The organism is Ferrovibrio xuzhouensis (assembly GCF_042648965.1).
GTDB classification, from domain to species: domain Bacteria; phylum Pseudomonadota; class Alphaproteobacteria; order Ferrovibrionales; family Ferrovibrionaceae; genus Ferrovibrio; species Ferrovibrio xuzhouensis.
On sequence record NZ_JBHRYJ010000002.1, the window covers coordinates 253369 to 276112 of the forward strand.

Sequence of the window (22744 nt, forward strand, 5' to 3'; positions counted from 1 at the left end):
GGCCAGCCGGCGTTAACCTGCGGCATGGCTGACCTGTCGGGTTTCATCGCCGGCCTGCCCAAGGCCGAACTGCATGTTCATATCGAGGGCACCTTCGAGCCCGAGCTGATGGTGGCGCTGGCCGCGCGCAACAAGGTCAGCCTGCCCTATGCCGATGTCGATGCGCTGCGTGCTGCCTACAGTTTCGGCAACCTGCAGGATTTCCTCGACCTCTACTATCAGGGCATGAATGTCCTGCAGCAGGAGCGCGACTATTACGATCTCGCCATGGCCTATCTGCGCCGTGCTGCCGGGCAGAATGTGCTGCATGCCGAGATCTTTTTCGATCCGCAGGGCCATACCGATCGCGGCATCGCCTTCCGCACGGTGATCGACGGCCTGTGGGCGGCCATGAAGGACGCCGAACGCGCGTTTGGCATCAGCACGGCGCTGATCCTCAGCTTCCTGCGCCACCTCGACGAGGCGGCGGCCGAACGCACGCTGGACGAGGCGCTGCCCTGGCGCGAACGGTTCATCGGCGTCGGCCTCGATTCCTCCGAGAAAGGCCATCCGCCGTCCAAGTTCCAGCGCGTCTTCGCCCGCGCCCGCAGCCTTGGCCTGAAAGCCGTCGCCCATGCCGGCGAGGAAGGGCCGCCGGCCTATGTGCACGAGGCGCTCGACCTGCTGCGGGTGCAGCGCATCGACCATGGCAACCGGGCGCTGGAAGACGCGGCCCTCGTCGCCCGGCTGGTGCGCGAGCAGATGCCGCTGACCGTCTGTCCGCTGTCCAACCTGCGGCTCTGCGTGGTCGATGACATGACGCGGCATCCCCTGCGCCGCATGCTGCAGGCCGGCCTGGTGGCGACGGTGAATTCCGACGACCCGGCTTATTTCGGCGGCTATGTGAACGAGAATTTCACCGCCGTGCAGCGGGCGCTCGGCCTCAGCCGCGACGAGATCGTCACGCTGGCCGGCAACGGCTTCCGCGCCGCCTTCCTCGACGACGCGGCAAAGCAGCGGTATCTGGCGGCGCTGGACTCCTACGTTGTGGCGGCTAGCGCCTGACCGCCTCCAGCAGCCAGTCGCGGAAGGCACGCAGGGCCGGATCGTTGCGCCGCGCTTCCGGATAGAACAGGCAGTAGGCCTGGTTACTGCCGAGGCTCTGCGGAAACGGGATCACCAGATCGCCGTTTTCCAGTTCGCGCTCGACCAGGAAGCGCGGCACGATGGCGGCCCCCATCCCGACCACCGCCGCCTGCACCACCATGGCGAACTGGCCGTAGCGCGGCCCCAGCGGCACCGGCGGGCAAGCGATGCCCTGCAGGGCGAACCAGTCGGGCCAGGTTTTGAGCCGCGTCGATTGCTGCAGCAGCGGGATGCGGAACAGGTCTTCAGGCTTGCGGATTTTGTGTTTCGCCAGCAGCCGGCGGCTCGCCACCGGCACCAGTTCCTCGTCGATCAGCTTGTCCATCACGGCGCTCGGCGGCGATACCAGATCGCCGAACGAGATCGCCGCATCCAGCGGCTCGGCGGCGAAATCAAAGCTTTCGATGCGGGTCGGCAGGTTGATGGTGATCTGCGGATGTTTCGCCGCGAAATCCGGCAGGCGCGGGATCAGCCAGCGGGTGCCGAAGGTCGGCAGGGTTGCGATGGTCAGGGTCGCCTGGCCGGTGCGAGCCGCCATGGTGTTGACCGTCGCCGTGCCGATGCGGCCCAAGGCGTCCTGCAGTTCGCGGGCATAGGCGGCGCCGGCCGGCGTCAGGACCACCCGCTGGCGGACGCGTTCGAACAGGGTCAGGCCGAGGATTTCCTCCAGCAGTTGCACCCGGCGGCTGATCGCCGCCTGGCTGATGTTCAGCTCGCGCGCGGCGGCCGTGAAGCTTTGATGCCGGGCAGCGGCCTCGAAGGCGGTCAGGGCCGACAGCGGCGGCAGGAAACGGCGGGGCAAGGCCACGGCGGGCTCCCGAGTTGATAACCATCAGTTATCAAGTAATAGCGAGAATTCGTTTGCGTGCCAACCGGCGCTCTGCCAGCTTGCCGGCCAACAAACCGGGGGCTAACTCCCTGTAAAATGCCCGTCCGGCCTTGCCGATTCTACCCTATCGAGGAAACCGCCATGAACGCCCAGAACCCGACCAGTCGCCCCAGCTTCCAGTGGGATGATCCGCTCAGCCTGGAGACCGAGCTGACCGAGGAAGAGCGTCTGGTGCGCGACACTGCGCGCGATTACTGTCAGGCCAAGCTGCTGCCGCGGGTGAAGGAAGCCTTCCGCGAGGAGAAGACCGACCCGTCGATCTTCCGCGAGATGGGCGAACTCGGCCTGCTCGGCCCGACCATCGAGGGCTATGGCTGCGCCGGCGCCTCCTATGTCGCCTATGGCCTGATCGCCCGCGAGGTCGAGGGCGTCGATTCCGGTTACCGCTCGATGATGAGCGTGCAGTCGAGCCTGGTGATGCATCCGATCTATGCCTACGGCTCGGAAGCCCAGCGCGAGAAATACCTGCCCAAGCTGGCGACCGGCGAATGGATCGGCTGTTTCGGCCTGACCGAGCCGGACCATGGCTCCGATCCGGGCGGCATGAAAACCCGGGCGAAGAAGGTCGATGGCGGTTACCAGCTGACCGGCAACAAGATGTGGATCTCGAATTCGCCGATCGCCGATGTCTTCGTGGTCTGGGGCAAGACCGAAGACGGCGTGATCCGCGGCTTCGTGCTGGAAAAGGGCATGAAGGGTCTCAGCGCACCGAAGATTTCCGGAAAGCTGTCGCTGCGCGCCTCGATCACCGGCGAGATCGTCATGGACAATGTCTTCGTGCCGGACGAGAACCTGCTGCCGAACGTGCAGGGCCTGAAGGGCCCCTTCGGCTGCCTGAACAGCGCCCGCTATGGCATCGCCTGGGGCGCCATGGGTGCGGCGGAGGCCTGCTGGCACCAGGCGCGCAACTACGTGCTGGAGCGCAAGCAGTTCGGCCGGCCGCTCGCCGCCAACCAGATCATCCAGCTGAAATTGGCCAACATGCAGACCGAAGTCGCGCTCGGCCTCAATGCCGCGCTGCGCGTCGGCCGCCTGAAGGACCAGGACAAGGCGGCGCCGGAAATGATCTCGCTGATCAAGCGCAACAACTGCGGCAAGGCGCTCGACATCGCCCGCATGGCGCGCGACATGCACGGCGGCAACGGCATCCATGAGGATTATCATGTGATGCGCCATCTGGTGAATCTGGAGACGGTCAACACCTACGAGGGCACGCATGACGTCCATGCGCTGATCCTCGGCCGGGCGCAGACCGGCATCCAGGCGTTCTTCTGATCCACCCCATCAGCCACTGACGGAGGGCGGCATGCGCGCGCTCGACGATATCGTCGTGCTCGATCTCAGCCGGGTGCTGGCCGGGCCCTGGTGCACCCAGAATCTGGCCGATCTCGGCGCCAGCGTGATCAAGGTAGAAAAGCCTGGCGCGGGCGACGATACCCGCGGCTGGGGGCCGCCGTTCCTGAAGGACCCGGAGACCGGCGCCCAGGCCGATGCGGCTTATTACCTGGCGGCCAATCGCGGCAAACGCTCGATCACCGTCGACATGGCGACGCCGGACGGCCAGAAGATCCTGCGCGATCTCGCCGCCAAGGCCGATGTCGTGGTCGAGAACTACAAGCTCGGCGGCCTGAAGAAATATGGCCTCGACTACGCCAGCCTGTCGAAAATCAATCCACGGCTGATCTACTGCTCGATTACCGGTTTCGGCCAGACCGGGCCCTATGCCCCGCGTGCCGGCTACGACTTCCTGATCCAGGGCATGGGCGGGCTGATGAGCGTGACCGGTGAGAAGGACGAATTCGGTGGCACGCCGCAGAAGGCCGGCGTGGCGCTCGCCGACATCATGACCGGGCTGTATTCGACCATCGCCATCCTCGGCGCCCTGCACCAGCGCGACCGCAGCGGCGCGGGCCAGTATATCGACATGGCGCTGCTCGACGTGCAGGTGGCGACGCTCGCCAACCAGGCGCTGTATTATCTCGTTTCCGGCAATGCGCCGGTGCGCATGGGCAATGGCCATGCCGCCGTGGTGCCCTATCAGGGTTTCCCGGTTGCCGACGGCTTTGTCATCATCGCGGTGGGCAACGACGGCCAGTTCGCCAAACTGGTCACCGAACTTGGCCACCCGGATTGGGCGACCGACCCGCGCTTCACCAGCAACGGCGCACGGGTCACCAATCGCGCGGCGCTGATCCCGCTGCTCGAGGCCGAGACGAAGCGCTACACGATGGCGGAACTGATCGCCGCCCTGGAAAAGCGCGGTGTGCCCTGCGGACCGATCAACACCGTCGACCGGGTTTTCGCCGATCCGCATGTGCAGGCACGTGGCCTGCAGAAGACGGTGCCGCACACGCAGCAGGGCACGGTACCCAGCGTCGCCAGCCCGCTGCGGCTGTCGGCCTCGCCGGTTTCTTACGATCACGGACCGCCGCTGCTCGGCGAGCATACCGACGAGGTGCTGCGCGAGCAGCTCGGCCTCGATGCCGCGCAGCTGGCCGGGCTGCGCGACAAGGGCGTGATCTGATCTTTTTTACGAGGCCGCGCCCCGATCATGCAGGAATGGCCGGCCGGGCCTGCCGCACGGTCTTGACCGGGCGTGTCGGCACGCGCGGCCGGCGGCCGTAATTGCGGTTCGCCCCGCTGGCCACCGAGATCAGCCGGTTGATCGGCATGGCTTCGCTTTCCGCTTTCGGGCGCGAGAAGAACAGCTCGGCATGGAACAGGCCTTCAGCCTCCTTGCCGGCCGGGCTGAGGTTCCGGCCCGACAGCGCGTCCAGCGTGCCGCGCATTTCCTCCTCGTCGCGAAAACGGCGCTGCACGAAAGTGGCGCCCTCGAATTTCTGCGTCACCAGGCCCTGGCGTTTCAGGGTCTGCGCGATGTCGCCGTAATCGAACATGCGCAGCACGAAGGAGGCGACCCAGGGCGCCTCGCCGTGGGCGGTGCAGGCCGCCAGCCTCTCGAAAGTGCGGTTGGAGACATAGCCGACGCAGCCGGTGGAGACGATCAGGTCGACCTTGGACAGTTCCTGCGCGGCCAGCGGCGAGATGTCCTCGTTCTCCAGATCGGCAACGATGCCGACATCGAGAATGCCGCAATCCTCGGCGTAGCGGACGGCCTCGCGCGAGATATCGAGGCCGATGACGCGGATATCGCGTTTCTTCGGCCAGGAGGCGAAATAATGGCGGTCGAGCCGCAGCACTTCTTCGGGCGCCGACGGCTGGTAGGTCAGGGTGTCGTACCGTTCGGCCAGATGATCGTAGTTGATGGCGTATTTCATCAGCGCGGCATTCACACCGTAGGAACAGCCGAGATCAAGCACCGTGATCGGCCCGCCGCCCTTCGCGCGCTGCCGCGCCTCGATCAACTGGTCGAACACCGGTCGCGCCAGATGCGGGATCACATAGCCGAGCGCGCCCAGCGTGCGGAAATAGGCGCGCGGATCGGGCTGCACATAGATTGCGGAGAAATCCGCCTTGCTGCGATTGATGGAGGAAAAATCTTCGGTGGCGGACATACGTGTCTCCCCTGAACGGCATCGAATTGTTGGCGCAAAAACATCGCCGGATGGCCTGACAGGATTGCCGGGCACGCGATGAAAATCGGATTTTGCTGTGTGCCTACGCAGGATAACCAAACACAGCGCGAGATGCAAAAAAAACTGGCCCGCAGTTTGCGCAGCATCGCGGCCGTCCTATCCACCGATATCCGCAAGATGTCACTATGTGTTTGAAACAAAGGCATTTGTGAAGAATGTCCGATACGCAGCCATATGGTGTCGCGCAATGTTTCATGCAACCGTCACGTCAAATGACAACCTGCGGAGTCGCGGTGGACCGGCATGCATAGCGGTGCCGGCCCGCATATAGAATCGTGCTCGCCGCCTGCAGATCGCCTGCCGCATAAGATATTCATCGGACGGCGCGGGCCAGAACGGCGAGGACTGAGCAATGTGGCGAGGAGCATCGGCGGGTATTGCGTGCAGCATGGCGCTGGCGGTGTTGCTCCTGTTGGTGAGCGGCGGCGCGCTCGCGGAGTCCGGGCCCGCCACGCGGCTGGCGATCTATACCGATGACTGGGACTGCGTCTATCCGCCGGCCATGGAGGACAATCTGTGTATCACCCTGAACGGCACCGACAAGATCGATGAAACCAGAGTGAAGCTGCGGATCGACGGTACGCCGGTCGATGTGCGGCCCCGGGTGATCGAGGGCTCGCGCCTTGTGATTTTTCCGCTGCTGTATGGTGCCGGCGACAGCGATGGCACCCGGAAACAGAACCGCGAGATGTGGTCCCGCCTGCTGGGGTCACCGTTTTCGGCGCCGCAGGTGATTGCCGTGCGGTTCGATCTCGAGGTCGCCGGCCGGCCGGTCGCCGGCGGGACAGAGAATGACGAGTTTCTGCAACCGACATTCCGGCTGCTGCGCTATGAACACGACTGGGTGATGTTCGGGTTTGCCGCGGCGGGGGTCATCGTTGCCGGCGTGATTCTCATGGGGGTTCGCAGCTCGGCCCTGCGAGACCGCAGTCCGGTCTGCCAGGTTGCGCTTGCCGACCTGCGGTTCAGCTTGGGCAAACTGCAGATGGCGATCTGGTTCTGCCTGATCTTCGCCGCCTTCGTGTTCATCTGGGCGGTAACCGGTGAACTCGGCTCGCTGACGTCGGAAACCTTCATCCTGCTCGGCATTTCGGCCGGCACCGCGCTGGGCTCGATTGCCGTCGACCAGACCAAGGCCTCGCCTGCGGCAACGGTGGAGGCGCAGCTTGGCGCCATCGGGTTGCGGGCGGCGCGCGACGTGGAAAGGCTGCGGCGGCTGATCGCGAACGGGCAGGGCGGCGATTTTGCCGGGCGCCATTTCGATCTGTCTGGCGCGGGCGGACCGGATTCAGAAGCGCCGCGGCTCACCCTGATGGATATCGAACGCAGTTATCGCGAGCTGACGGCGCCGTTCCGCACCCAGGGTTTTGTCCGCGATCTGGTCAACGACGCGACCGGCGCCACCGTGCACCGGTTCCAGATGCTGGCCTGGACGGCCATTCTTGGCGTGATCTACCTGTTCCGCGTCTACTGGGACCTGCAGATGCCGGAATTCGGCTCCAACCTGCTGACCCTGATGGGGATCAGCGGCGGCGTGTATCTGGGATTCAAGGTCCCCGAGCGCTGACCGCACCGGGCGCGCACCGGGCGCGCGGCGGTCGGGTCAGGCCGGTTTGAATCAGGCCGCGCCGCCCTCGGTCTCGGCCTCATCGGTCACATCGGAACAGGTTCGCACCATCTTGAAGATGGCTTCGCGCACATTGCGATCGCGGATGGCGCCGAAATAGCGGACGAGTTCCAGCGCCTGGCGGCGCGAGACCGGGGAGTTGTCCGAGGTTGCCGCAATATCGCCGGCCACCGCCGCCAGCGGATCGCCGGTATCCTGCGCGGCACCGTCGATCGGCATGCCGTCGAAGAAGTAGGACGGCGGCACGTTCAGGATCTGGGCGAACTGCTGCAGCCGGCTGGCGCCGATGCGGTTCAGGCCCTTCTCGTATTTCTGGATCTGCTGGAAGCTCAGGCTGACGGCCGCACCGAGCCGTTCCTGGCTGAAGCCCGCCAGTGTCCGGCAGGCCCGCAGCCGCGCCCCGACATGCACGTCATAGGGATTGGGCTTGCGGCGATTGGCGACGATGGTGCCGGCACCATGAGCAATCGGATCGATCATGTTCATTGACGGGTCCTTCCTGAAACCTTTGCGGTTGGAGTGGGTAGCGGGCGGTTTCAATGGAATTCGATCGGTTGGTCGAGGGCGATATCAAAGGGGATGGCGGCGACGAAACGATGCCAGAGCGGGATCGCCAGCCGGCGATAGCGCACGCCCGGCGCCGAGATCACATGGATGACCGGGCGGTCGGCCTGGATGATCTCGTGCATCTGCCGGTGCAGCAGCATGCCGTAGGTCAGGTCGCCGCGGTCGTTGAAGTGCAGGGAGCGCAGGTCGCGATCGACGGCGCTGCGATTGAACTTGATCGGCGTTTCCGAGGCGAAATGCGTGGCACGGATGGCATCGGAGCGGACATCCATGGCCAGCACATGGGTGTGGCTGAGCAGGCCCATCCCGGCCAGCGAGTCGAGAACATGCTGGCGCCCGTTCCGCAGCGCGGTGGCGATGTCGAGCAGGTCGCGGTCGGTGAGGTTGCGGGTCTCGCCGCGGATGACAAAGCCGGGAATGCTGAAACGCGCCGGGCCCGATGCCGCACCCAGCGTAAGCTGTTCGGCGTCAAACAACTCACTGCCCGAAGCGAACAGGTCGGCATTGACCTCCTGCAGCAGGCCGGGCAGGTCGCGCGGTTTCTCGGCGAACCAGAGATGCATGCGCCGGAGGTCGTCGAGGCTGAAGGTATTCTCGCCGGCGAACCAGGCGCGGATGGTGTCTTCGCCGCGGCCGATGCCGCGACTGAGGGCGACCAGGCTGTTGCCCTCGCCGATTTCGCGGCAGCGCCAGCGGACGGCGGCTTCCAGCCGCTGAGCGAGGGCGGCGTCGACCGGGCGGCCGGGGCCGCGGCGGATCGCTTCGGGGGAATCGGCAGAACGGCGCGGCACTGTCGGGTCGACCTCTGTTGCTGACGGCCATGTTAACAAATCAGGAGGATATATCCTTTTGGAAGGAATATATCCTCCTGACCGAGATGTCAACCTATTTTCATCATGGCTGAAATTGATTCCCGCACCGGTGGTGACGGGATGTGGTATTGGGGTCCTTCTCCGCGAGCGAATCGGCCGACAACCTCGTCGCGGCTGATGTGGACGAAGTACAGGTCCTCGTCATACCCGGTGCCCGGGAAATATGGTGCCGCCGCCTTGGCTTCATGAGCAAAACCATAGCCTTCGCGCGACAGGGCCAGCGCCCGGTGATGCGGCCGCACGAAGCCGATCAGGTGATCGCAGTGCAGCCGGCCGGCCAGATGGGCGTGGACCAGCTGGACCGCGAAGCCGATCAGGCCGCGCCGCCGCCAGCCCGGGTGCCCGGGATCGTCTGCCGAGGCGGGCCGTGGCGGCATCACCCAACCGCCACCGACATAGCCGAGCCGGCCATGCATCCGGCCGGCCGGGCCCTCGATGGCGATGTCCGGCGCCCAGAGCGGCAGCGAGCGGTCGGAAAAGATCCGCTGCTGCCGCAGCCAGGCCTGCAGGCCGCCACGCAGGCGCGGGGCATCGATCACCCGGCCGCAGCACATGGCGATGACATTCCGGTCGCCATCCAGAATCTGCACGCAGAAGAATGTCTCCGGCGTGAGTTCGGCGAAGGCGGCATCCAGCGGGCTGGCCGGATCGAAGCCTTCGACCCGGCGGAAGAAGTCGCGGAACTGATAAGCGTCGGTGTGGCATTTCACACCGAAGCCGGCGGCCAGAAGCTGGCGGATCATGGTGGCAACCTGGTTGCTGATGACCAGGTTGGCACCGGTTTTGGCCGATGAGAGGAAGGGTATGCCGATCGCGGTTGCGATTGTCATGATGCGCTCCATAGCGTTGTTGCGGGTGTATGCGGTCACCGGCCATGCCGGCGCCGGCCGGCTATAGGACCACGGGCGCGGAGCGCATCACATTTGAATTGCGGGGAGGATGACGGCGATCACCGCCGATCGACAAGACCGCAGGGCAGCCGGGGGTATACGGAGCGCGCGCCCATTCCCTTGCCGGCCGTGGCGGCGTCGCGCCCGCCGGGGATGACTGGAATCGCGACCGTCAGCGGCGGCCGATCGCATCCCTGTCAAACGGCGTGGTCTGGTAGAGCTGGTTGATCCAGTTGCCGAACAGCAGGTGGGCATGACTGCGCCAGCGGTTTTCCGGCTGGCGGGCCGGATCGTCCCTGGGAAAGTAGTTGCGCGGCGTCGCGATCGGCTTTCCGGCCGCGGCGTCGCGATGATACTCCTCGCTGAGCGAGTTCGAGTCGTATTCGATGTGATTGAACATATGCAGCGAGCGATGCGCCGGATCGTCCAGCAGGCAGAGACCTGCCTCGTCTGAATCCATCAGCACCACGAGCCCGCTGCCGGCCGGGATGTCGGCGCGGCGCACTTCGGTCCAGCGTGATACCGGAATCGCGAAATCGTCGGAAAAGCCGCGCAGGTAGGGCGAGGTCGGTGCCAGGTTGCGGTGGCGGTAGACGCCGAAGGCCTTCTCGTCCAGCAGGTATTTCGGCATACCATGGAAATGATGGGCGGCCGCCTGTGCACCCCAGCAGATGTGGAAGCTGCTGTGCACGTTGGTCTGGGTCCAGTCGAAGATGCGGCGCAGCTCGTCCCAGTAGGTCACCTGTTCGAAGGGCATGGTTTCCACCGGTGCGCCGGTGACGATGAAGCCGTCGAATTTCTCGGCGCGGATGTCTTCCCAGTCGCGGTAGAACGAGATGATGTGCTCGTTCGGCGTGTTGCGCGCGACATGGTTGGTGATCTTCACCAGGGTCAGCTCGACCTGCAGCGGCGTGGCGCCGAGCAGGCGGGCGAACTGCGTCTCGGTCCTGATCTTGTTCGGCATCAGGTTGAGCAGGCCGATGCGCATCGGCCGGATGTCCTGGCGCACCGCATCGGTCTCGCCCATGACCATGACGCCCTCGGCATCAAGCGTGGTGCGGGCGGGCAGGTTGTCGGGAATCTTGATCGGCATGGGCGTAGTCCGGTCTGGCTGCCGGTTGAGGCGGTGCTGAGAAGGGCGGGCGATGCGGCGGGCGAAACGGCTTTTTTGTCTGGCAGATTATATAGCTAGCGGCGGCCTTTGCCCAAGGCAGTGCCGGCCGTCACGGATGCGGCCCGGTTTTCAGGGGCGTGCGTCGATATCCGGGGTACGGCGGGATGGAGCGGGTGAGGGGAATCGAACCCCCGTCGTAAGCTTGGGAAGCTTCTGCTCTGCCATTGAGCTACACCCGCGGTCCGGCAGGACAATAGCCAACGGACGGGCGGCTTTCAACGGCTGCCGTCAGCCTCCGCCATCACCTGCGCCGCATCGATGCCGAACAGCGCTTTCAGGCCGGTTGCGCCGGCGGCGGTCAGCCGCAGCGCCCGGCTGTCGGCCCGGCGGGCGATCCAGCCGAGCTCGAAACAGCGGCCGGCGATGGCGGCGCCAAGTCCGCCGGCCAGATGCGGCACCCGCTCGCTCCAGTCGAGGCAGGGCCGGGCAAAGCCGCGCCGCTGTTTCGCCACGGTCGCGACATCGATGCCGAGTTTCGCCAGCAGCAGGTGCCCGGACGGGCTCACCTCATAATCATGGTCATGGCCGTCGCCGTCATGGCCCGGCAGCAGGCAGCCCTCATGCAGCAGATGGTCATGGATCTGCACGCCGAGCCGGCCGGCCAGATGGTCGTAGCAGGTGCGCGCGCTGCGCAGGGCGCCGGTCAGCGCGCTGTTGTGGCGGTGGCGCGGCAGCGGCCGTTCGCCGGCCAGCGCCATCAGGCTTTCGATGGTGCAGGCGACCAGGCTGTTGGCCAGCCGGTAATAGCGATGCCGGCCCTGCGCCAGCACGCTCAGCAGGTCGGCGGCCATCAGCTTGCCGAGATGGCCGCTGGCGGTCTGTGCGGTGACTCCGGCGATCAGCGCCAGTTCCTTGGCGGTGCGGGCACGGCCATCCATCAGGGCGCGCAGGATATTGGCGCGGGCGGGATCGCCGAGCAGGGCGGCGACGGTGGCGAATTGCGGCTCGGTGCTGGTCATGGCCGGACTCTAGGCCCGCGCGCCATGATGGTGCAATTGCGGATGCTTCGGTCGCGACCGAACCTTTGGCCGGTCCGGACCGGCTATACCGGCGCCATGCAGAAACCCGCCCCGGAGACCGATCCCATGACCGTCGCCATCGCCGCCGAAACCCGCCCCGGCATCCATGTCCCGTCGCTGCCCGATATCTTCCGCTGGCTGGTAGTGTTGCAGCGCCGCCACCGCGAACGGCTGCAACTCGCCGAGATGGACGATGCCGCGCTGCAGGACCTCGGGCTCAGCCGCTGCGACGTAATGGCGGAAATCCGCAAGCCGCGCTGGCGGCGCTGAACCGGGCGGCTGAGCGATGATGGTCCGGAAAAAGCGGACAGGTTGTGCGTTCGTGACGCCGATCACGTCCCGGCGCCCGGTCACCGTGGCGTCATGCGCGCAGGGTAAGCTGGCGGGACAAAATACAAAAACGGAGTCTCGCCATGTCCCAGACGATGATTGTCGCCCGGCTGCCGTCCCGCAGCCTGGCAGAGCGGCTCTGGTATCGGGCCGTCCGGAGTTTTCAGGCGTTCACGCGCGACGCGATCGCCGCGCAGCGTCTGCTCCGCGAGCGTGACCGGCTGGCTGAGCTGAGCGACGCGGCCCTGAAAGACATCGGCCTGACCCAGGCGGATGTCTGGGCCGAACTGCGCAAGCCGGTCTGGCGCCGCTGACGCGGGCATCAGATCGACCTGCCCGCGCCCGGCGGCTTTGCCGCCAGTATTATGCCTGTCGCGCAGAGCGCGACGGGGGCGTCAGATCGGCCCGCCCGCATGAGCGGGCGTCAGATCGGAAAGATCAGGCAGGTGGTGGTGCCGGTGGCATAGACCTTGCCCTTGGCATCGACGATGCGGCCTTCGGCGGTGCCGATGCGGCTGCCGACCTGGATGACTTTGCCTTCCGCATAGACGGCGCCGATCTGGTCGGTGATCGCGCGCAGCAGGCTGATCTTGTATTCTAGGGTGGTGTAGCCCGAGCCCTTGGGCAGCATCGATTGCACCGCGCAGGACATGCAGCTGTCGAGCAGCGTGCCGGCATAGCCGCCATGCACGCTGCCGATCGGGTTGTAATGCTGCTTCTCCGGCCGGGCGCCGAACACCACGCGGCCGGGCTCGGCCTCCTGGATCCACATGTTCATGATCTGCGCGATCGGCGCGCCGGGCAGCGTGCCGGCCATGATGCCGTGGAACAGCTGAAGGCCCGGCATCTCGCGCAGCTGCTCCACCGGCACCGGGGCATAGGCGCCACCTTCCGGCGGGCGACCATCGAAGGGCCATGCGGTGGCGGAAGCGGACTCTTTCGGGGCAGCGGACATCGGGAACTCCTGTGGCAGCGGCGGAGGGTGCCGCGCGGCCTGGGTCTGGGAAGGCTTCCGCCGGCCGGGGGATGGCTTGTCCGGACGGCATCTATCGTGTATATACACGATATGAATGTTGCCCGGCAAGCCTCGATGCATCCCGGCCCCGCCGCCGAAGCGATCCTGCCGCCGCCGACCCCGGACGGGCTGGAGGACTGCATCTGCTTCCTGCTGCGGGCCGCGGCGCGGCGCGCCAGCGCCCATTACGGCCGCCATCTCGCCCCCATTGGCCTCGGCTTGCCGCAGCATGCCGCGGTCGGCATGGCGGCCGCCTTCGAAAAGCGCAACGGCCGCCCGGCAACGATCACCGAGCTGGCCCGGGCGCTCGACCTCGACCGCACCACGCTGGCCCGCAACCTGAAGCCGATGGTGGCGGCCGGCCTCGTCACGGTGGAGCCGGCCGGCCGCGGCTCCGGCCAGCCCGGCCGGGCCAAGGCAGTGCGCGCCACCCGCGAGGGCCGGCAGGCCTATCGCGCCGGCATCGCACTATGGCGCCGGGCGCAGGACGAGATGCGCGCCCTGCTGGGCCGCGACTATGCCGGCCTGGTTGCCGGCCTCGCCGCCACGATCGCCGGCACCGCTGCCGTGACCACCGCCGTCGATCCCTTCTGACGGCCGCTTCGCGGGAAAAATCTGCCAGTCATCCCTATGCTTTAGTCGAAAGCGCGGGCAGCGCGGCTTGTCGCCCGGCGCCCTCCGTTGCATCATCCCGGATGATGAACACGCCGCCCGGCACGGGGCGGAAAAAAGACGCAGAAGGGAGGGCCGTCATGGCCGAGAACGAGCTGTTTCCGGTGTCGCAGGACTGGGCGAAGCGCGCCTGGGTGGATTCCGCGAAATACCAGGCCATGTATACCCGGTCGGTGCAGGACCCCCAGGGTTTCTGGGCCGAACACGGCAAGCGGGTCGACTGGATCAAGCCCTTCACCAAGGTGAAGGATGTCTCCTTCGACAAGTCCGACCTGCATATCCGCTGGTTTTACGATGGCGTGCTGAACGTCTCGGCCAACTGCATCGACCGCCACCTGGCCAAGCGGGCGAACCAGACCGCGATCATCTGGGAAGGCGACGATCCGGCCAAGTCGGCCAACATCACCTACCAGATGCTGCATGACGAAGTCTGCCGCATGGCGAACGTGATGAAAGCCCATGGCGTCAAGAAGGGCGACCGCGTCACCATCTACCTGCCGATGATCCCGGCCGCCGCCTATGCGATGCTGGCCTGCGCCCGTATCGGTGCCGTGCATTCCATCGTGTTCGGCGGCTTCTCGCCGGACAGCCTCGCCAACCGCATCCAGGACTGCGACAGCCAGTTCGTCATCACCGCCGACGAGGGCCTGCGCGGCGGCCGTCCGGTGCCGCTGAAGGCCAATACCGACGCGGCGCTGAAGACCTGTCCCGGCGTGAAGACGGTGCTGATGGTGCAGCATACCGGCGGCAAGGTCGGCTTCGAGCCCGGCCGCGACATCTGGTTCCACGAGGAAGCCGCGAAAGTGCCGGCGACCTGCGCGCCCGAGCCGATGGGCGCCGAGGACCCGCTGTTCATCCTCTATACCTCCGGCTCGACCGGCAAGCCGAAGGGCGTGCTGCATACCACCGGCGGCTACCTCGTCTTTGCCTCGATGACGCATCAATACGTCTTTGACTATCACGACGGCGATATCTATTGGTGCACCGCCGATGTCGGCTGGGTCACCGGCCACAGCTACATCGTCTACGGCCCGCTCGCCAATGGCGCCACCAGCCTGATGTTCGAGGGCGTGCCGAACTACCCGGATGCCTCGCGCTTCTGGCAGGTGATCGACAAGCACAAGGTCAACATCTTCTATACCGCGCCGACCGCCATCCGTGCCCTGATGCGCGAGGGCGAGGCACCGGTGAAGAAGACCAGTCGCGCGTCCTTACGCCTGCTCGGGTCGGTCGGCGAGCCGATCAATCCGGAAGCCTGGCTGTGGTATCACCGCGTGGTCGGCGACGGCCGTTGCCCGATTGTCGATACCTGGTGGCAGACCGAGACCGGCGGAATTCTCATCACCCCGCTGCCCGGCGCCATCGACCAGAAGCCGGGCTCGGCCACCAAGCCGTTCTTCGGCGTGAAACCCGAGATCGTCGATGGCGACGGCAAGGTGCTCGACGGCGCCACCGAGGGTAACCTGTGCATCGCCGACAGCTGGCCGGGCCAGATGCGCACGGTCTACGGCGACCACCAGCGCTTCATCGATACCTATTTCTCGACCTTCCCTGGCAAGTATTTCACCGGCGACGGCTGCCGCCGTGATGCCGACGGCTATTACTGGATCACCGGCCGCGTCGATGACGTGATCAACGTTTCCGGCCATCGCATGGGCACGGCGGAAGTCGAGAGTGCTTTGGTCGCCCATCTCAAGGTCGCCGAGGCCGCCGTGGTCGGCTATCCGCACGACATCAAGGGCCAGGGCATCTATGCCTATGTGACGCTCAAGGCCGGCATCCAGCCGACCGAGGAGCTGCGCAAGGAACTGGTCGCCCATGTGCGCCAGCAGATCGGCCCGATCGCCTCGCCCGACCTGATCCAGTGGGCGCCCGGCCTGCCGAAGACGCGCTCGGGCAAGATCATGCGCCGCATCCTGCGCAAGATCGCCGAGAACGAATTCTCCAGCCTCGGCGACACCAGCACCCTGGCCGATCCGGGCGTTGTCGACGATCTGGTCAGCAACCGCATGAACAAGGGCTAAGGCCCCCTCGCAACCGGCTTCTGCATCAGGCGCCCGGCTCCCGCCGGGCGTCTTTTTGCTGTGCCGCACGGTCACAGCATTGGCACAGCCGGGCGGGCACTCCTGCCGGACTGTGGGGTTTGGTGACTGGACGTCCACAGTCAGGAAAGGAGGACGGTCATGACAGCACACTCAACCCTCTCCGGCGCTGCCATGCGGCAGGACGGTATGCAGCCCGACAGCATGCGATCCGACAGTGAACGGCAGGATTACGACACCCGGCAACGCGTGATCTCCACCCGCGATGCCAGGGCCGGCATCGAACTGCACCGGATGCGCTATGTGCTGGCCTTCGGGCTGGCCGGTGCCATCGCCGCCTGCCTTGTCGTCTGGCTGGCGCTGGTGGTCAGCTGACCCGTAAGGCCCCGGCCATGCCGCGGATTTCGGCGGCTACCGCCAGCGTGCTGGCCAGCCGCTGCGGCAGGGTGGAATCGTTGCCGGGCTGGTGGTCGACCGCGGGCGCGGCCTCGTCGGCGGCTGGCTGGGCCAGCATCGCCTGCAGCCTTTCGCGATAGCCCGCCAGCAGGCCTTCGAGGTCTTCCGGCGCGTATTCGGCGCCATGCATGCGCAGCAGCACCTGCAGCGAGGCGAGATACGAGGCGAGCCGGTAATTGGCAGTGAGAAACCGCTGCAGCAGACCCTGGTCGTATTGACGGGCGCCCGGCTCGTCGGGCAGGCGGCGCAGCGCCCCGGCCAGGTCGCTGATGGCATCGAAGACCTGCTTGCGGCTCAGCCGGTAGGTCTGGTCGGCCGGATTGCGCTTGAGCGCCTGGCGGGCATAGTCGCGGTCGGCCTGCAGCAGGGCGGCGATGCGTCCCGGCAGGCCCTGGCGCTCCCAGACCGGCAGCATGAAACTGAAGGCGACGGCGATGGCGGCCCCGAGCGCCGTATCCACCAGGCGCACCAGCAGCAGGGAATCCGTGCCGGGATTGGAGAAATGCATGATCATCAGGGCCATGATGCAGGCCGATGTCGAGGTGACGCGATAGCGTACCGGCGCATAGGCATGCGAAAATCCGATGGCGATGAACGTCAGCGCCACAAGGGCCGGGTCGGGCAGCACATGCAGTGAAAAGGCGGCCAGCACGCAGCCGAGCAGGTTGCCGATCAGGCGGTCCTTCTGGCGCTGTCGCGTGGCGCTGTAGCTCGCCCGCATGATCACCGCCACCGTCAGCATGATCCAGCTCGAATGCGGCAGGTAGGGCTCCAGCAGCCGCAGCAGGATGAAGGCGGCCAGCATGGCGGCGCTGAGCCGCAGGGCATAGCGGAAGATCGGCGACCGCCAGCGCAACTGGCGCAGCAGGAAGCGCAGGCGCCAGGGCCGCGGCGGCAGGAAGGCGCCGAGGTCGATGCCGTCGAGCCGGGCCTGCGCGGCGGCCGGTTCGCGCACCACCTGCTGCAGCAGGGCCAACTGGTCCATGCCGAGGCGTATGGTCTCGATGCGGGCCTGCAGCACGGCAATCGCCTGCTGCTGCTCGGTATCGTCGAGCGGGGTTTCCGTCTGCAGCCGGTCGGCGAGGCCGCCGATTTCCTCGAAACGGCCCTGCAGCCGGCCGAAGGAGGGCGCCGGCTGGCCGTCGCGGATTTCCTGTGACAATTGGTCGAGCAGGTCGGCGCATTCGACGATACCGTCGCGGATCGCCGTCATCACGGTGGCCTTGCCGAGCCGGCCGCGCAGCAGCCAGTAATCGGTCTGGCTCGACAGGAAGGTCTCGAAGGCATCCAGCGCCGCGGCCAGCGCCGCGGCCCATTGCCGGTCACGGTCATCGTTCAGCCGCCGGAACACCAGGTTGCGCGCGGCCTGCACGCGTTCCATCAGCAGTACCTGCCGCTCGATCAAGGCCGTGAAGGTTTCGTCGATGCCGATGTCGATGTCATAGAGCTGCGCCTTCAGGCGGGCATAGTCGGCGAAGGCATGCAGCGTTTCGGCCAGCGCGAGCTGCTTGTGGCGGGCTTCCAGAAGCCAGCCGGCCACGACGCCATAGACCGCATAGGCGCCGCCGCCCAGCGTGAACAGCAGGGCATGCTGCAGGGCCGCGGCCTGGTCGGCGGGTGGCGTGCCGAGCGCGAAGACCATGGCGAGGATCAGCGTCATGCTGAGCGGCAGGGCTGGCCGGCCATAAATGGTGATGATGGCGCCGAAGAAGCTGACTGCGACGACGAAGAAGCCCATCAGCCAGGGGCCCATCAGCCAGGGCAGGGTCTCGGTCAGCCCGGTGACCAGGGTGATCAGGCCGCCAAGCACGAAGGCGACCAGGAAGCTGACCGGCTTGTGTTCCAGCGCATCGGGAATATCGGCGATGCTGGTGCAGACGGCGCCAGTGGCGACCGCGGCGGCCACCGTAGGGCCGCCGGCAAACCCGGCGGCGGCGGCGACAAGCAGCACGCCGACGGCGGCCGTGACGCCGCTGACCACCTGCTGCGAGGGCAGGCTCAGATTGGGCAGGCGAAGGGCGCGGGACATGGCGGGCATCGGACTGCCTTCAGCTTGCCATGATTCGATGCCGGCAGGCGACGGGAAATGACCGGCCAGGCGTGACCTGTGGCTCAGTCCTGCAGCATCTTCTGCAGGAAGACGAGATCGAGCCAGCGTTCGAATTTCCAGCCGGCGGCCCGGATCAGTCCGGCCCGCCGGTCAGTCCCCAGCAGTAGTTGGCTGATGCCCCAGCCGTGTTGCGCAAGACGGAGGGGAGTCTTGCCAGGGCGTTACATATATTTCTGTCCTCGATGTCTCAAATGTCCAGAGACGGCGTCGCAAGGGATGACAGCCGACAGGCGTAATGCCAATCTCGCCCTGTTAAATATAGCCGGGGGGCAGGTATGCGTGCGGCACTTATCGCTTTGATCGTTACGTTGGCGGGGGGAATCGGCAGCGGTGCCTTGGCGCAGCCGGCGCCCGGCGCCATCGACTGGTCGGGGTTTTATGTCAGCAGCCTCGCGGGCGCGACGAATGGCAACGCCGATATGAAGACGGTTACCGGACGGCTCCAGTACTTCGACGCGACCGATGCCGCGCAGATTGCCCGAGTCGGCAAGAATGATATCGACCAGTGGCGTCCGTCAGGCGGACTGGCGGGCGGCTATGGCGTGCAGTTCGGCAACGTCCTCGTCGGGATCGAGGTGAGCGCCAATACACTTTTCCTCGACGAAGAACACGTGAGGAGTGAGACTTACATAACAGTCCCCACCGCGCAGTTCAGAATTAAACAATCGGTCTCGGCCGACTGGATGGCGACATTGCGTCCCCGGCTGGGCTGGGCGCAGGACAACTGGCTGGGCTATGTCACCGGCGGCATTGCCGCCACGCAGATGAAGATGCACACCCTGTTTACCGATAACGCTTTCAGCGGGTATTCCGAAGCATCGAAATCGAAACTGGTGGCCGGCTGGAGCCTTGGCTTTGGCGGCGAATATGCGCTGGGCAACAACTGGTCGCTGCGGGGCGATTATCTCTTCACTCGGTTCGGAGAGGTCAACTCGGTGTCCGATGTCACCTCGACCAACAACTCGGGCGGCACGATGAACCACTCGGCCGATCTCGACGTCCATGGCCTGTTCATCGGTGTTACCTATCATTTCCACTAGGTCGCGCAGGCCCGGCAGTCCATCTTCGCAGATGGATTCAGATATGCACAGACTGTCCCGCACATCGGTCGCTGTCTCGCATATCGGCCAGGCATACCGGTAAGCGGGCCGCCGGGCGTGACCGGCTCAGTCCTGCAGCATCTTCTGCAGGAAGACGAGATCGAGCCAGCGTTCGAATTTCCAGCCGGCGGCCCGGATCAGTCCGGCCCGCGTGAAGCCCTGGGCCTCGTGCAGCCGCAAGCTGGCGGCATTCTCGGCGGTGATGCCGGCGATCATGGTGTGCAGGCCGCGCGTGCGGGCCAGACCGGTCAGCCGCGCCAGCAGCAGCTTGCCGATGCCCTGGCCGCGCCGGTCGGGGGCGATGTAGATGGCATTCTCCACCGTGTAGAGATAGGCCGGCCAGGGCCGGAACGGGCCGTAGCTGCAATAGCCGGCCACGGCGCCGCCGGGCCCGTCGGTGGCGACCAGCACCGGCAGGGTCTGCTCGGCCTTGGCGGCCAGCCAGGCGACCTGTGCGGCGACATCGCGCGGTGTGTAGTCGAAGACCGCCGTGGTATTCAGCACGGCGTCGTTGTAGATGGCGCGGATCGCCTCGGCATCGGCGGGCAGGGCGTCGCGGATCTCAATCTGGGGCATGACGGCGGGCCTCCGGCAGGGACGGCCTGTCCTAATATGCAGGCGGCGGCCGATCAATGGTCGCCGGCGATTCTCCGGGTCCGGCAAATATGCTAGCAACAGGGCCATGCTCTGGCTCGACACGCTGAAAAGCGGCCCCGAAGGCCGTCGCCTGCCGCAGGATGGCCGCTCGCCGTTCCAGCAGGATGCCGACCGCATTGTGTTCTCTTCGGCCTTCCGCCGCATGCAGGACAAGACCCAGGTGCATCCGCAGCCGCAGAGCGACTATGTGCGCACCCGGCTGACCCACTCCATGGAGGTCGCCTCGGTCGGCCGCTCGCTGGGCGGCCAGGTCGCCCGGCTGCTGTTCCGCGACGGGCTGGCGTCCGAAACCGCCCATCGCGACCTCGCCGCTGACCTTGGTGACATCATTGCCGCCGCCTGCCTGGCGCATGACATCGGCAATCCGCCGTTCGGCCATACCGGCGAGCAGGCGATCCAGACCTGGTTCGAGGCCCATCGCGAGGCGGCCTTCGCCGGCGAACTGTCGGCCGATGAGCAGGCCGATTTCCTGCTGTTCGAGGGCAATGCGCAGGGCTTCCGCATCCTCACCCGGCTGCAGATGGACCGCAACCAGGGCGGCATGCGGCTGATGGACGCCACGCTGGGCGCCTTCACCAAATATCCCTGCGGCGCGCTGCAACGGCAGGGCCGCGCCGCCACCTATATCGGCCGCAAGAAACACGGCTACAAGCAGAGCGAGGCGGATGTCTTCGCCGCACTGGCGGGCCGGCTTGCCCTGCCGGTCCTCGATGGTGCCGCGGGCGCCTGGCAGCGCCATCCGCTCGCCTATCTGGTCGAGGCCGCCGACGACATCTGCTACCGGGTGATCGACGTCGAGGATGGCGTCAAGCTCGGCCGCATCGGCTTCAGCGAGGCGGAAGAGATTTTCGTCGCCATCATCGGTACCGCGATGAGCGACCGCTACCGCACGCGCAGCAACGACGAGAAACTGTCGACCCTGCGCTCGCTCAGCATCGGTGCCCTGATCGACGCCTCATGCCGCGCCTTCGTCGATCCGGCGAACCGGTTTCTCGATGAAAAGTCCCTGATCGACCTGACGCCGCAGCATGCCGAGGCGAAGCGCCTGAAGGACCTGGCCATGGGCCGCGTCTATCGCTGGGAGCGGACGGTGACCGAGGAACTAAAGGGCATCACCATGCTGCACCGGCTGCTCGACCTGTTCATCGCGGCGATGAATGCCGGGCCGCAGCATGTCACCGCCCAGCGCCTGTTGTCGCTGGTGCCGCATTACGAGGCCGGCACGTCGCGCTACCAGCGGCTGCTGGCGGTCACCGATTACATCTCCGGCATGACCGACCGGTACGCCAAGGACACCGCCGAGCGGCTGCGCGAGGTCGTGCTGCCGGCCTGAGCCACCGTAGTCTGCAACTGGCGACATCGATCATCGATCTGTCATGCCGGAGGGGCTTGGCGCGGGCGCCGGCCGCCCCCAGATCATACGGGCCCCGTCTGATACAGGCCCGTCCTGTCCGGAGATCGCCCATGCGCCACCTCGCTCTCGTCACGGCTTCCGCCCTGCTGGCTATTCCCGCCCTTGCCGCCATGCCCGAAACCGCCAGCACGCAGGCTGGCCCGGTGCGGGTCGTCACCGTGGCGAAGGGGCTGGAACATCCCTGGGGATTCGCCTTCCTGCCCGATGGCCGCATGCTGGTCAGCGAACGGCCGGGCCGGCTGCGCCTGGTAGCGCCAGACGGCACGGTGTCGCCGCCGCTTGGCAATGTGCCGGCGGTCTATCATCGCGGCCAGGGCGGCCTGCTCGATGTCGCGCTGGATCCGGACTTCGCCCGCAACAGCCGGATCTATTTCACCTATGCCGAGCCCGGCGAAGGCGGCGCCGGCACCGCGCTGGCCAGCGCACGGCTGGCCGGCGACCGCCTCGAGACTGTCACCGTGCTGTTCCGCCAGCAGCCGAAGACCGGCGGCGGCAACCATTTCGGCAGCCGCGTGGTGGTCGGCCGTGACGGCATGCTGTGGCTGGGGCTGGGCGAACGCTACCAGCGCGACGAGGCGCAGGACCTCTCAAACTACCTCGGCAAGGTGATCCGTATCGCCCGCGACGGTAGCGTGCCGCCCGATAATCCCTTCGTTGGCCGTGCCGGCGCGCGACCGGAAATCTGGTCCTACGGCCATCGCAACATCCAGGGCATGGCGATCAACCCGCAGACCGGCGCCGTCTGGCTGCACGAGCACGGCCCGCGTGGCGGCGACGAGGTCAACACCCCGCAGGCCGGGCGCAATTACGGCTGGCCGGTGATCACCTACGGGATCGATTATTCCGGCGAGAAGATCGGCATCGGCACTGCGGCGCCGGGCATGGAACAGCCATTGCTGCACTGGACGCCGTCGATCGCGCCGGCGGGCATGGCCTTCTATACCGGGGGGAAGCTTCCGGCCTGGACCGGAAACCTGTTTGTCGGCTCGCTGAAATTCGGCAGCCTGCATCGCGTGGTGCTGGACGGCACCCGCGTCGTGGCCCAGGAACAGCTGCTGCGGGAAGTCGGCGAGAATATCCGCGACGTCCGCGACGGGCCGGATGGCTATCTCTATCTTGCCACCGACAATGCCGAGGGGCGCATCCTGCGGATCGAACCGGCAATCTGAACCGGAGCGGCCCGGCGAGG

22 protein-coding genes and 1 tRNA gene are annotated in these 22744 nt (G+C 66.3%); 12 read left to right on the forward strand and 11 right to left on the reverse strand.

Annotated elements, in window-relative coordinates; genetic code table 11:
* Positions 1–24: 24 nt before the first annotated feature.
* Positions 25–1044, forward strand: a complete 1020-nt coding sequence (locus ACFOOQ_RS11295) for an adenosine deaminase (RefSeq protein WP_379726163.1) — start codon at positions 25–27, stop codon at positions 1042–1044.
* Here the strand turns inward: ACFOOQ_RS11295 and ACFOOQ_RS11300 are convergent.
* Positions 1034–1933, reverse strand: a complete 900-nt coding sequence (locus ACFOOQ_RS11300; RefSeq protein WP_379726166.1) for a LysR substrate-binding domain-containing protein — start codon at positions 1931–1933, stop codon at positions 1034–1036. The genes ACFOOQ_RS11295 and ACFOOQ_RS11300 overlap by 11 nt on opposite strands.
* A 162-nt stretch (positions 1934–2095) precedes the next feature.
* On the opposite strand from ACFOOQ_RS11300, the gene ACFOOQ_RS11305 reads away from it, so the two are divergent.
* Both ACFOOQ_RS11305 and ACFOOQ_RS11310 read left to right on the forward strand, forming a co-directional pair.
* Entirely contained in the window at positions 2096–3289 is a 1194-nt protein-coding gene (locus ACFOOQ_RS11305; protein ID WP_379726168.1) for an acyl-CoA dehydrogenase, read from the forward strand.
* A 31-nt stretch (positions 3290–3320) separates the two neighbouring features.
* The gene (locus ACFOOQ_RS11310) at positions 3321–4538 is read left to right on the forward strand and encodes a CaiB/BaiF CoA transferase family protein (RefSeq protein WP_379726171.1); all 1218 of its coding nucleotides are present in this window, start codon (positions 3321–3323) and stop codon (positions 4536–4538) included.
* 25 nt (positions 4539–4563) lie between these two features.
* On the opposite strand, the gene ACFOOQ_RS11315 is transcribed toward ACFOOQ_RS11310, so the two are convergent.
* A complete protein-coding gene (locus tag ACFOOQ_RS11315) occupies positions 4564–5529 on the reverse strand; it encodes an SAM-dependent methyltransferase (RefSeq protein ID WP_379726173.1) in 966 nt (321 codons plus the stop codon).
* Positions 5530–6010: 481 nt separating this feature from the next.
* On the opposite strand from ACFOOQ_RS11315, the gene ACFOOQ_RS11320 reads away from it, so the two are divergent.
* Positions 6011–7177 (forward strand): hypothetical protein, encoded by a 1167-nt coding sequence (locus ACFOOQ_RS11320; RefSeq protein WP_379726176.1) that lies wholly within the window; start codon positions 6011–6013, stop codon positions 7175–7177.
* A 51-nt stretch (positions 7178–7228) separates the two neighbouring features.
* Here ACFOOQ_RS11320 and ACFOOQ_RS11325 read toward each other — a convergent pair whose 3' ends face one another.
* The 6 genes from ACFOOQ_RS11325 to ACFOOQ_RS11350 all read right to left on the reverse strand — a co-directional run bounded on the left by ACFOOQ_RS11325 (position 7229) and on the right by ACFOOQ_RS11350 (position 11699).
* Positions 7229–7723, reverse strand: a complete 495-nt coding sequence (locus tag ACFOOQ_RS11325; RefSeq protein ID WP_379726179.1) for a helix-turn-helix domain-containing protein — start codon at positions 7721–7723, stop codon at positions 7229–7231.
* Positions 7724–7773: 50 nt separating this feature from the next.
* Positions 7774–8595 carry a hypothetical protein gene (locus ACFOOQ_RS11330; protein ID WP_379726181.1) on the reverse strand — a complete coding sequence of 274 codons (822 nt, stop codon included), beginning with the start codon at positions 8593–8595 and terminating at the stop codon, positions 7774–7776.
* A gap of 89 nt (positions 8596–8684) precedes the next feature.
* A complete protein-coding gene (locus tag ACFOOQ_RS11335; RefSeq protein WP_379726184.1) occupies positions 8685–9506 on the reverse strand; it encodes a hypothetical protein in 822 nt (273 codons plus the stop codon).
* Positions 9507–9738: 232 nt separating this feature from the next.
* The gene (gene metA / locus ACFOOQ_RS11340; protein ID WP_379726187.1) at positions 9739–10659 is read right to left on the reverse strand and encodes a homoserine O-acetyltransferase MetA; all 921 of its coding nucleotides are present in this window, start codon (positions 10657–10659) and stop codon (positions 9739–9741) included.
* Between the two features lie 186 nt (positions 10660–10845).
* A tRNA-Gly gene (locus ACFOOQ_RS11345) sits at positions 10846–10919 on the reverse strand.
* A gap of 36 nt (positions 10920–10955) precedes the next feature.
* Positions 10956–11699 (reverse strand): ArsR/SmtB family transcription factor, encoded by a 744-nt coding sequence (locus tag ACFOOQ_RS11350; protein WP_379726190.1) that lies wholly within the window; start codon positions 11697–11699, stop codon positions 10956–10958.
* Between the two features lie 126 nt (positions 11700–11825).
* Here ACFOOQ_RS11350 and ACFOOQ_RS11355 point away from each other — a divergent pair, with 126 nt between their 5' ends.
* Together ACFOOQ_RS11355 and ACFOOQ_RS11360 are read left to right on the forward strand one after the other, a co-directional pair.
* Positions 11826–12029: a DUF1127 domain-containing protein gene (locus ACFOOQ_RS11355; protein WP_379726193.1), complete on the forward strand. Its 204-nt coding sequence runs from the start codon at positions 11826–11828 to the stop codon at positions 12027–12029.
* A 143-nt stretch (positions 12030–12172) separates the two neighbouring features.
* Entirely contained in the window at positions 12173–12403 is a 231-nt protein-coding gene (locus ACFOOQ_RS11360; protein ID WP_379726196.1) for a DUF1127 domain-containing protein, read from the forward strand.
* 110 nt (positions 12404–12513) lie between these two features.
* Here ACFOOQ_RS11360 and ACFOOQ_RS11365 read toward each other — a convergent pair whose 3' ends face one another.
* Positions 12514–13044 (reverse strand): PaaI family thioesterase, encoded by a 531-nt coding sequence (locus ACFOOQ_RS11365; protein ID WP_379726199.1) that lies wholly within the window; start codon positions 13042–13044, stop codon positions 12514–12516.
* A gap of 135 nt (positions 13045–13179) precedes the next feature.
* On the opposite strand from ACFOOQ_RS11365, the gene ACFOOQ_RS11370 reads away from it, so the two are divergent.
* The 3 genes from ACFOOQ_RS11370 to ACFOOQ_RS11380 all read left to right on the forward strand — a co-directional run bounded on the left by ACFOOQ_RS11370 (position 13180) and on the right by ACFOOQ_RS11380 (position 16193).
* A complete protein-coding gene (locus ACFOOQ_RS11370) occupies positions 13180–13698 on the forward strand; it encodes a MarR family winged helix-turn-helix transcriptional regulator (RefSeq protein ID WP_379726202.1) in 519 nt (172 codons plus the stop codon).
* A 158-nt stretch (positions 13699–13856) separates the two neighbouring features.
* A complete protein-coding gene (acs, locus tag ACFOOQ_RS11375; RefSeq protein ID WP_379726204.1) occupies positions 13857–15800 on the forward strand; it encodes an acetate--CoA ligase in 1944 nt (647 codons plus the stop codon).
* A gap of 159 nt (positions 15801–15959) precedes the next feature.
* Positions 15960–16193, forward strand: coding sequence for a hypothetical protein (locus tag ACFOOQ_RS11380; protein ID WP_379726207.1), 234 nt, complete (start codon positions 15960–15962; stop codon positions 16191–16193).
* On the opposite strand, the gene ACFOOQ_RS11385 is transcribed toward ACFOOQ_RS11380, so the two are convergent.
* Positions 16186–18303 (reverse strand): FUSC family protein, encoded by a 2118-nt coding sequence (locus ACFOOQ_RS11385; RefSeq protein ID WP_379726210.1) that lies wholly within the window; start codon positions 18301–18303, stop codon positions 16186–16188. The genes ACFOOQ_RS11380 and ACFOOQ_RS11385 overlap by 8 nt on opposite strands.
* Positions 18304–18659: 356 nt before the next feature.
* Between ACFOOQ_RS11385 and ACFOOQ_RS11390 the strand changes: the two genes are divergently transcribed.
* Entirely contained in the window at positions 18660–19424 is a 765-nt protein-coding gene (locus ACFOOQ_RS11390) for an outer membrane protein (RefSeq protein WP_379726213.1), read from the forward strand.
* 126 nt (positions 19425–19550) lie between these two features.
* Here ACFOOQ_RS11390 and ACFOOQ_RS11395 read toward each other — a convergent pair whose 3' ends face one another.
* A complete protein-coding gene (locus ACFOOQ_RS11395) occupies positions 19551–20060 on the reverse strand; it encodes a GNAT family N-acetyltransferase (RefSeq protein WP_379726216.1) in 510 nt (169 codons plus the stop codon).
* A 106-nt stretch (positions 20061–20166) separates the two neighbouring features.
* On the opposite strand from ACFOOQ_RS11395, the gene dgt reads away from it, so the two are divergent.
* A complete protein-coding gene (dgt, locus tag ACFOOQ_RS11400; protein WP_379726219.1) occupies positions 20167–21474 on the forward strand; it encodes a dGTP triphosphohydrolase in 1308 nt (435 codons plus the stop codon).
* A 131-nt stretch (positions 21475–21605) separates the two neighbouring features.
* Positions 21606–22724, forward strand: a complete 1119-nt coding sequence (locus tag ACFOOQ_RS11405) for a PQQ-dependent sugar dehydrogenase (protein ID WP_379726222.1) — start codon at positions 21606–21608, stop codon at positions 22722–22724.
* Positions 22725–22744 lie beyond the last annotated feature (20 nt).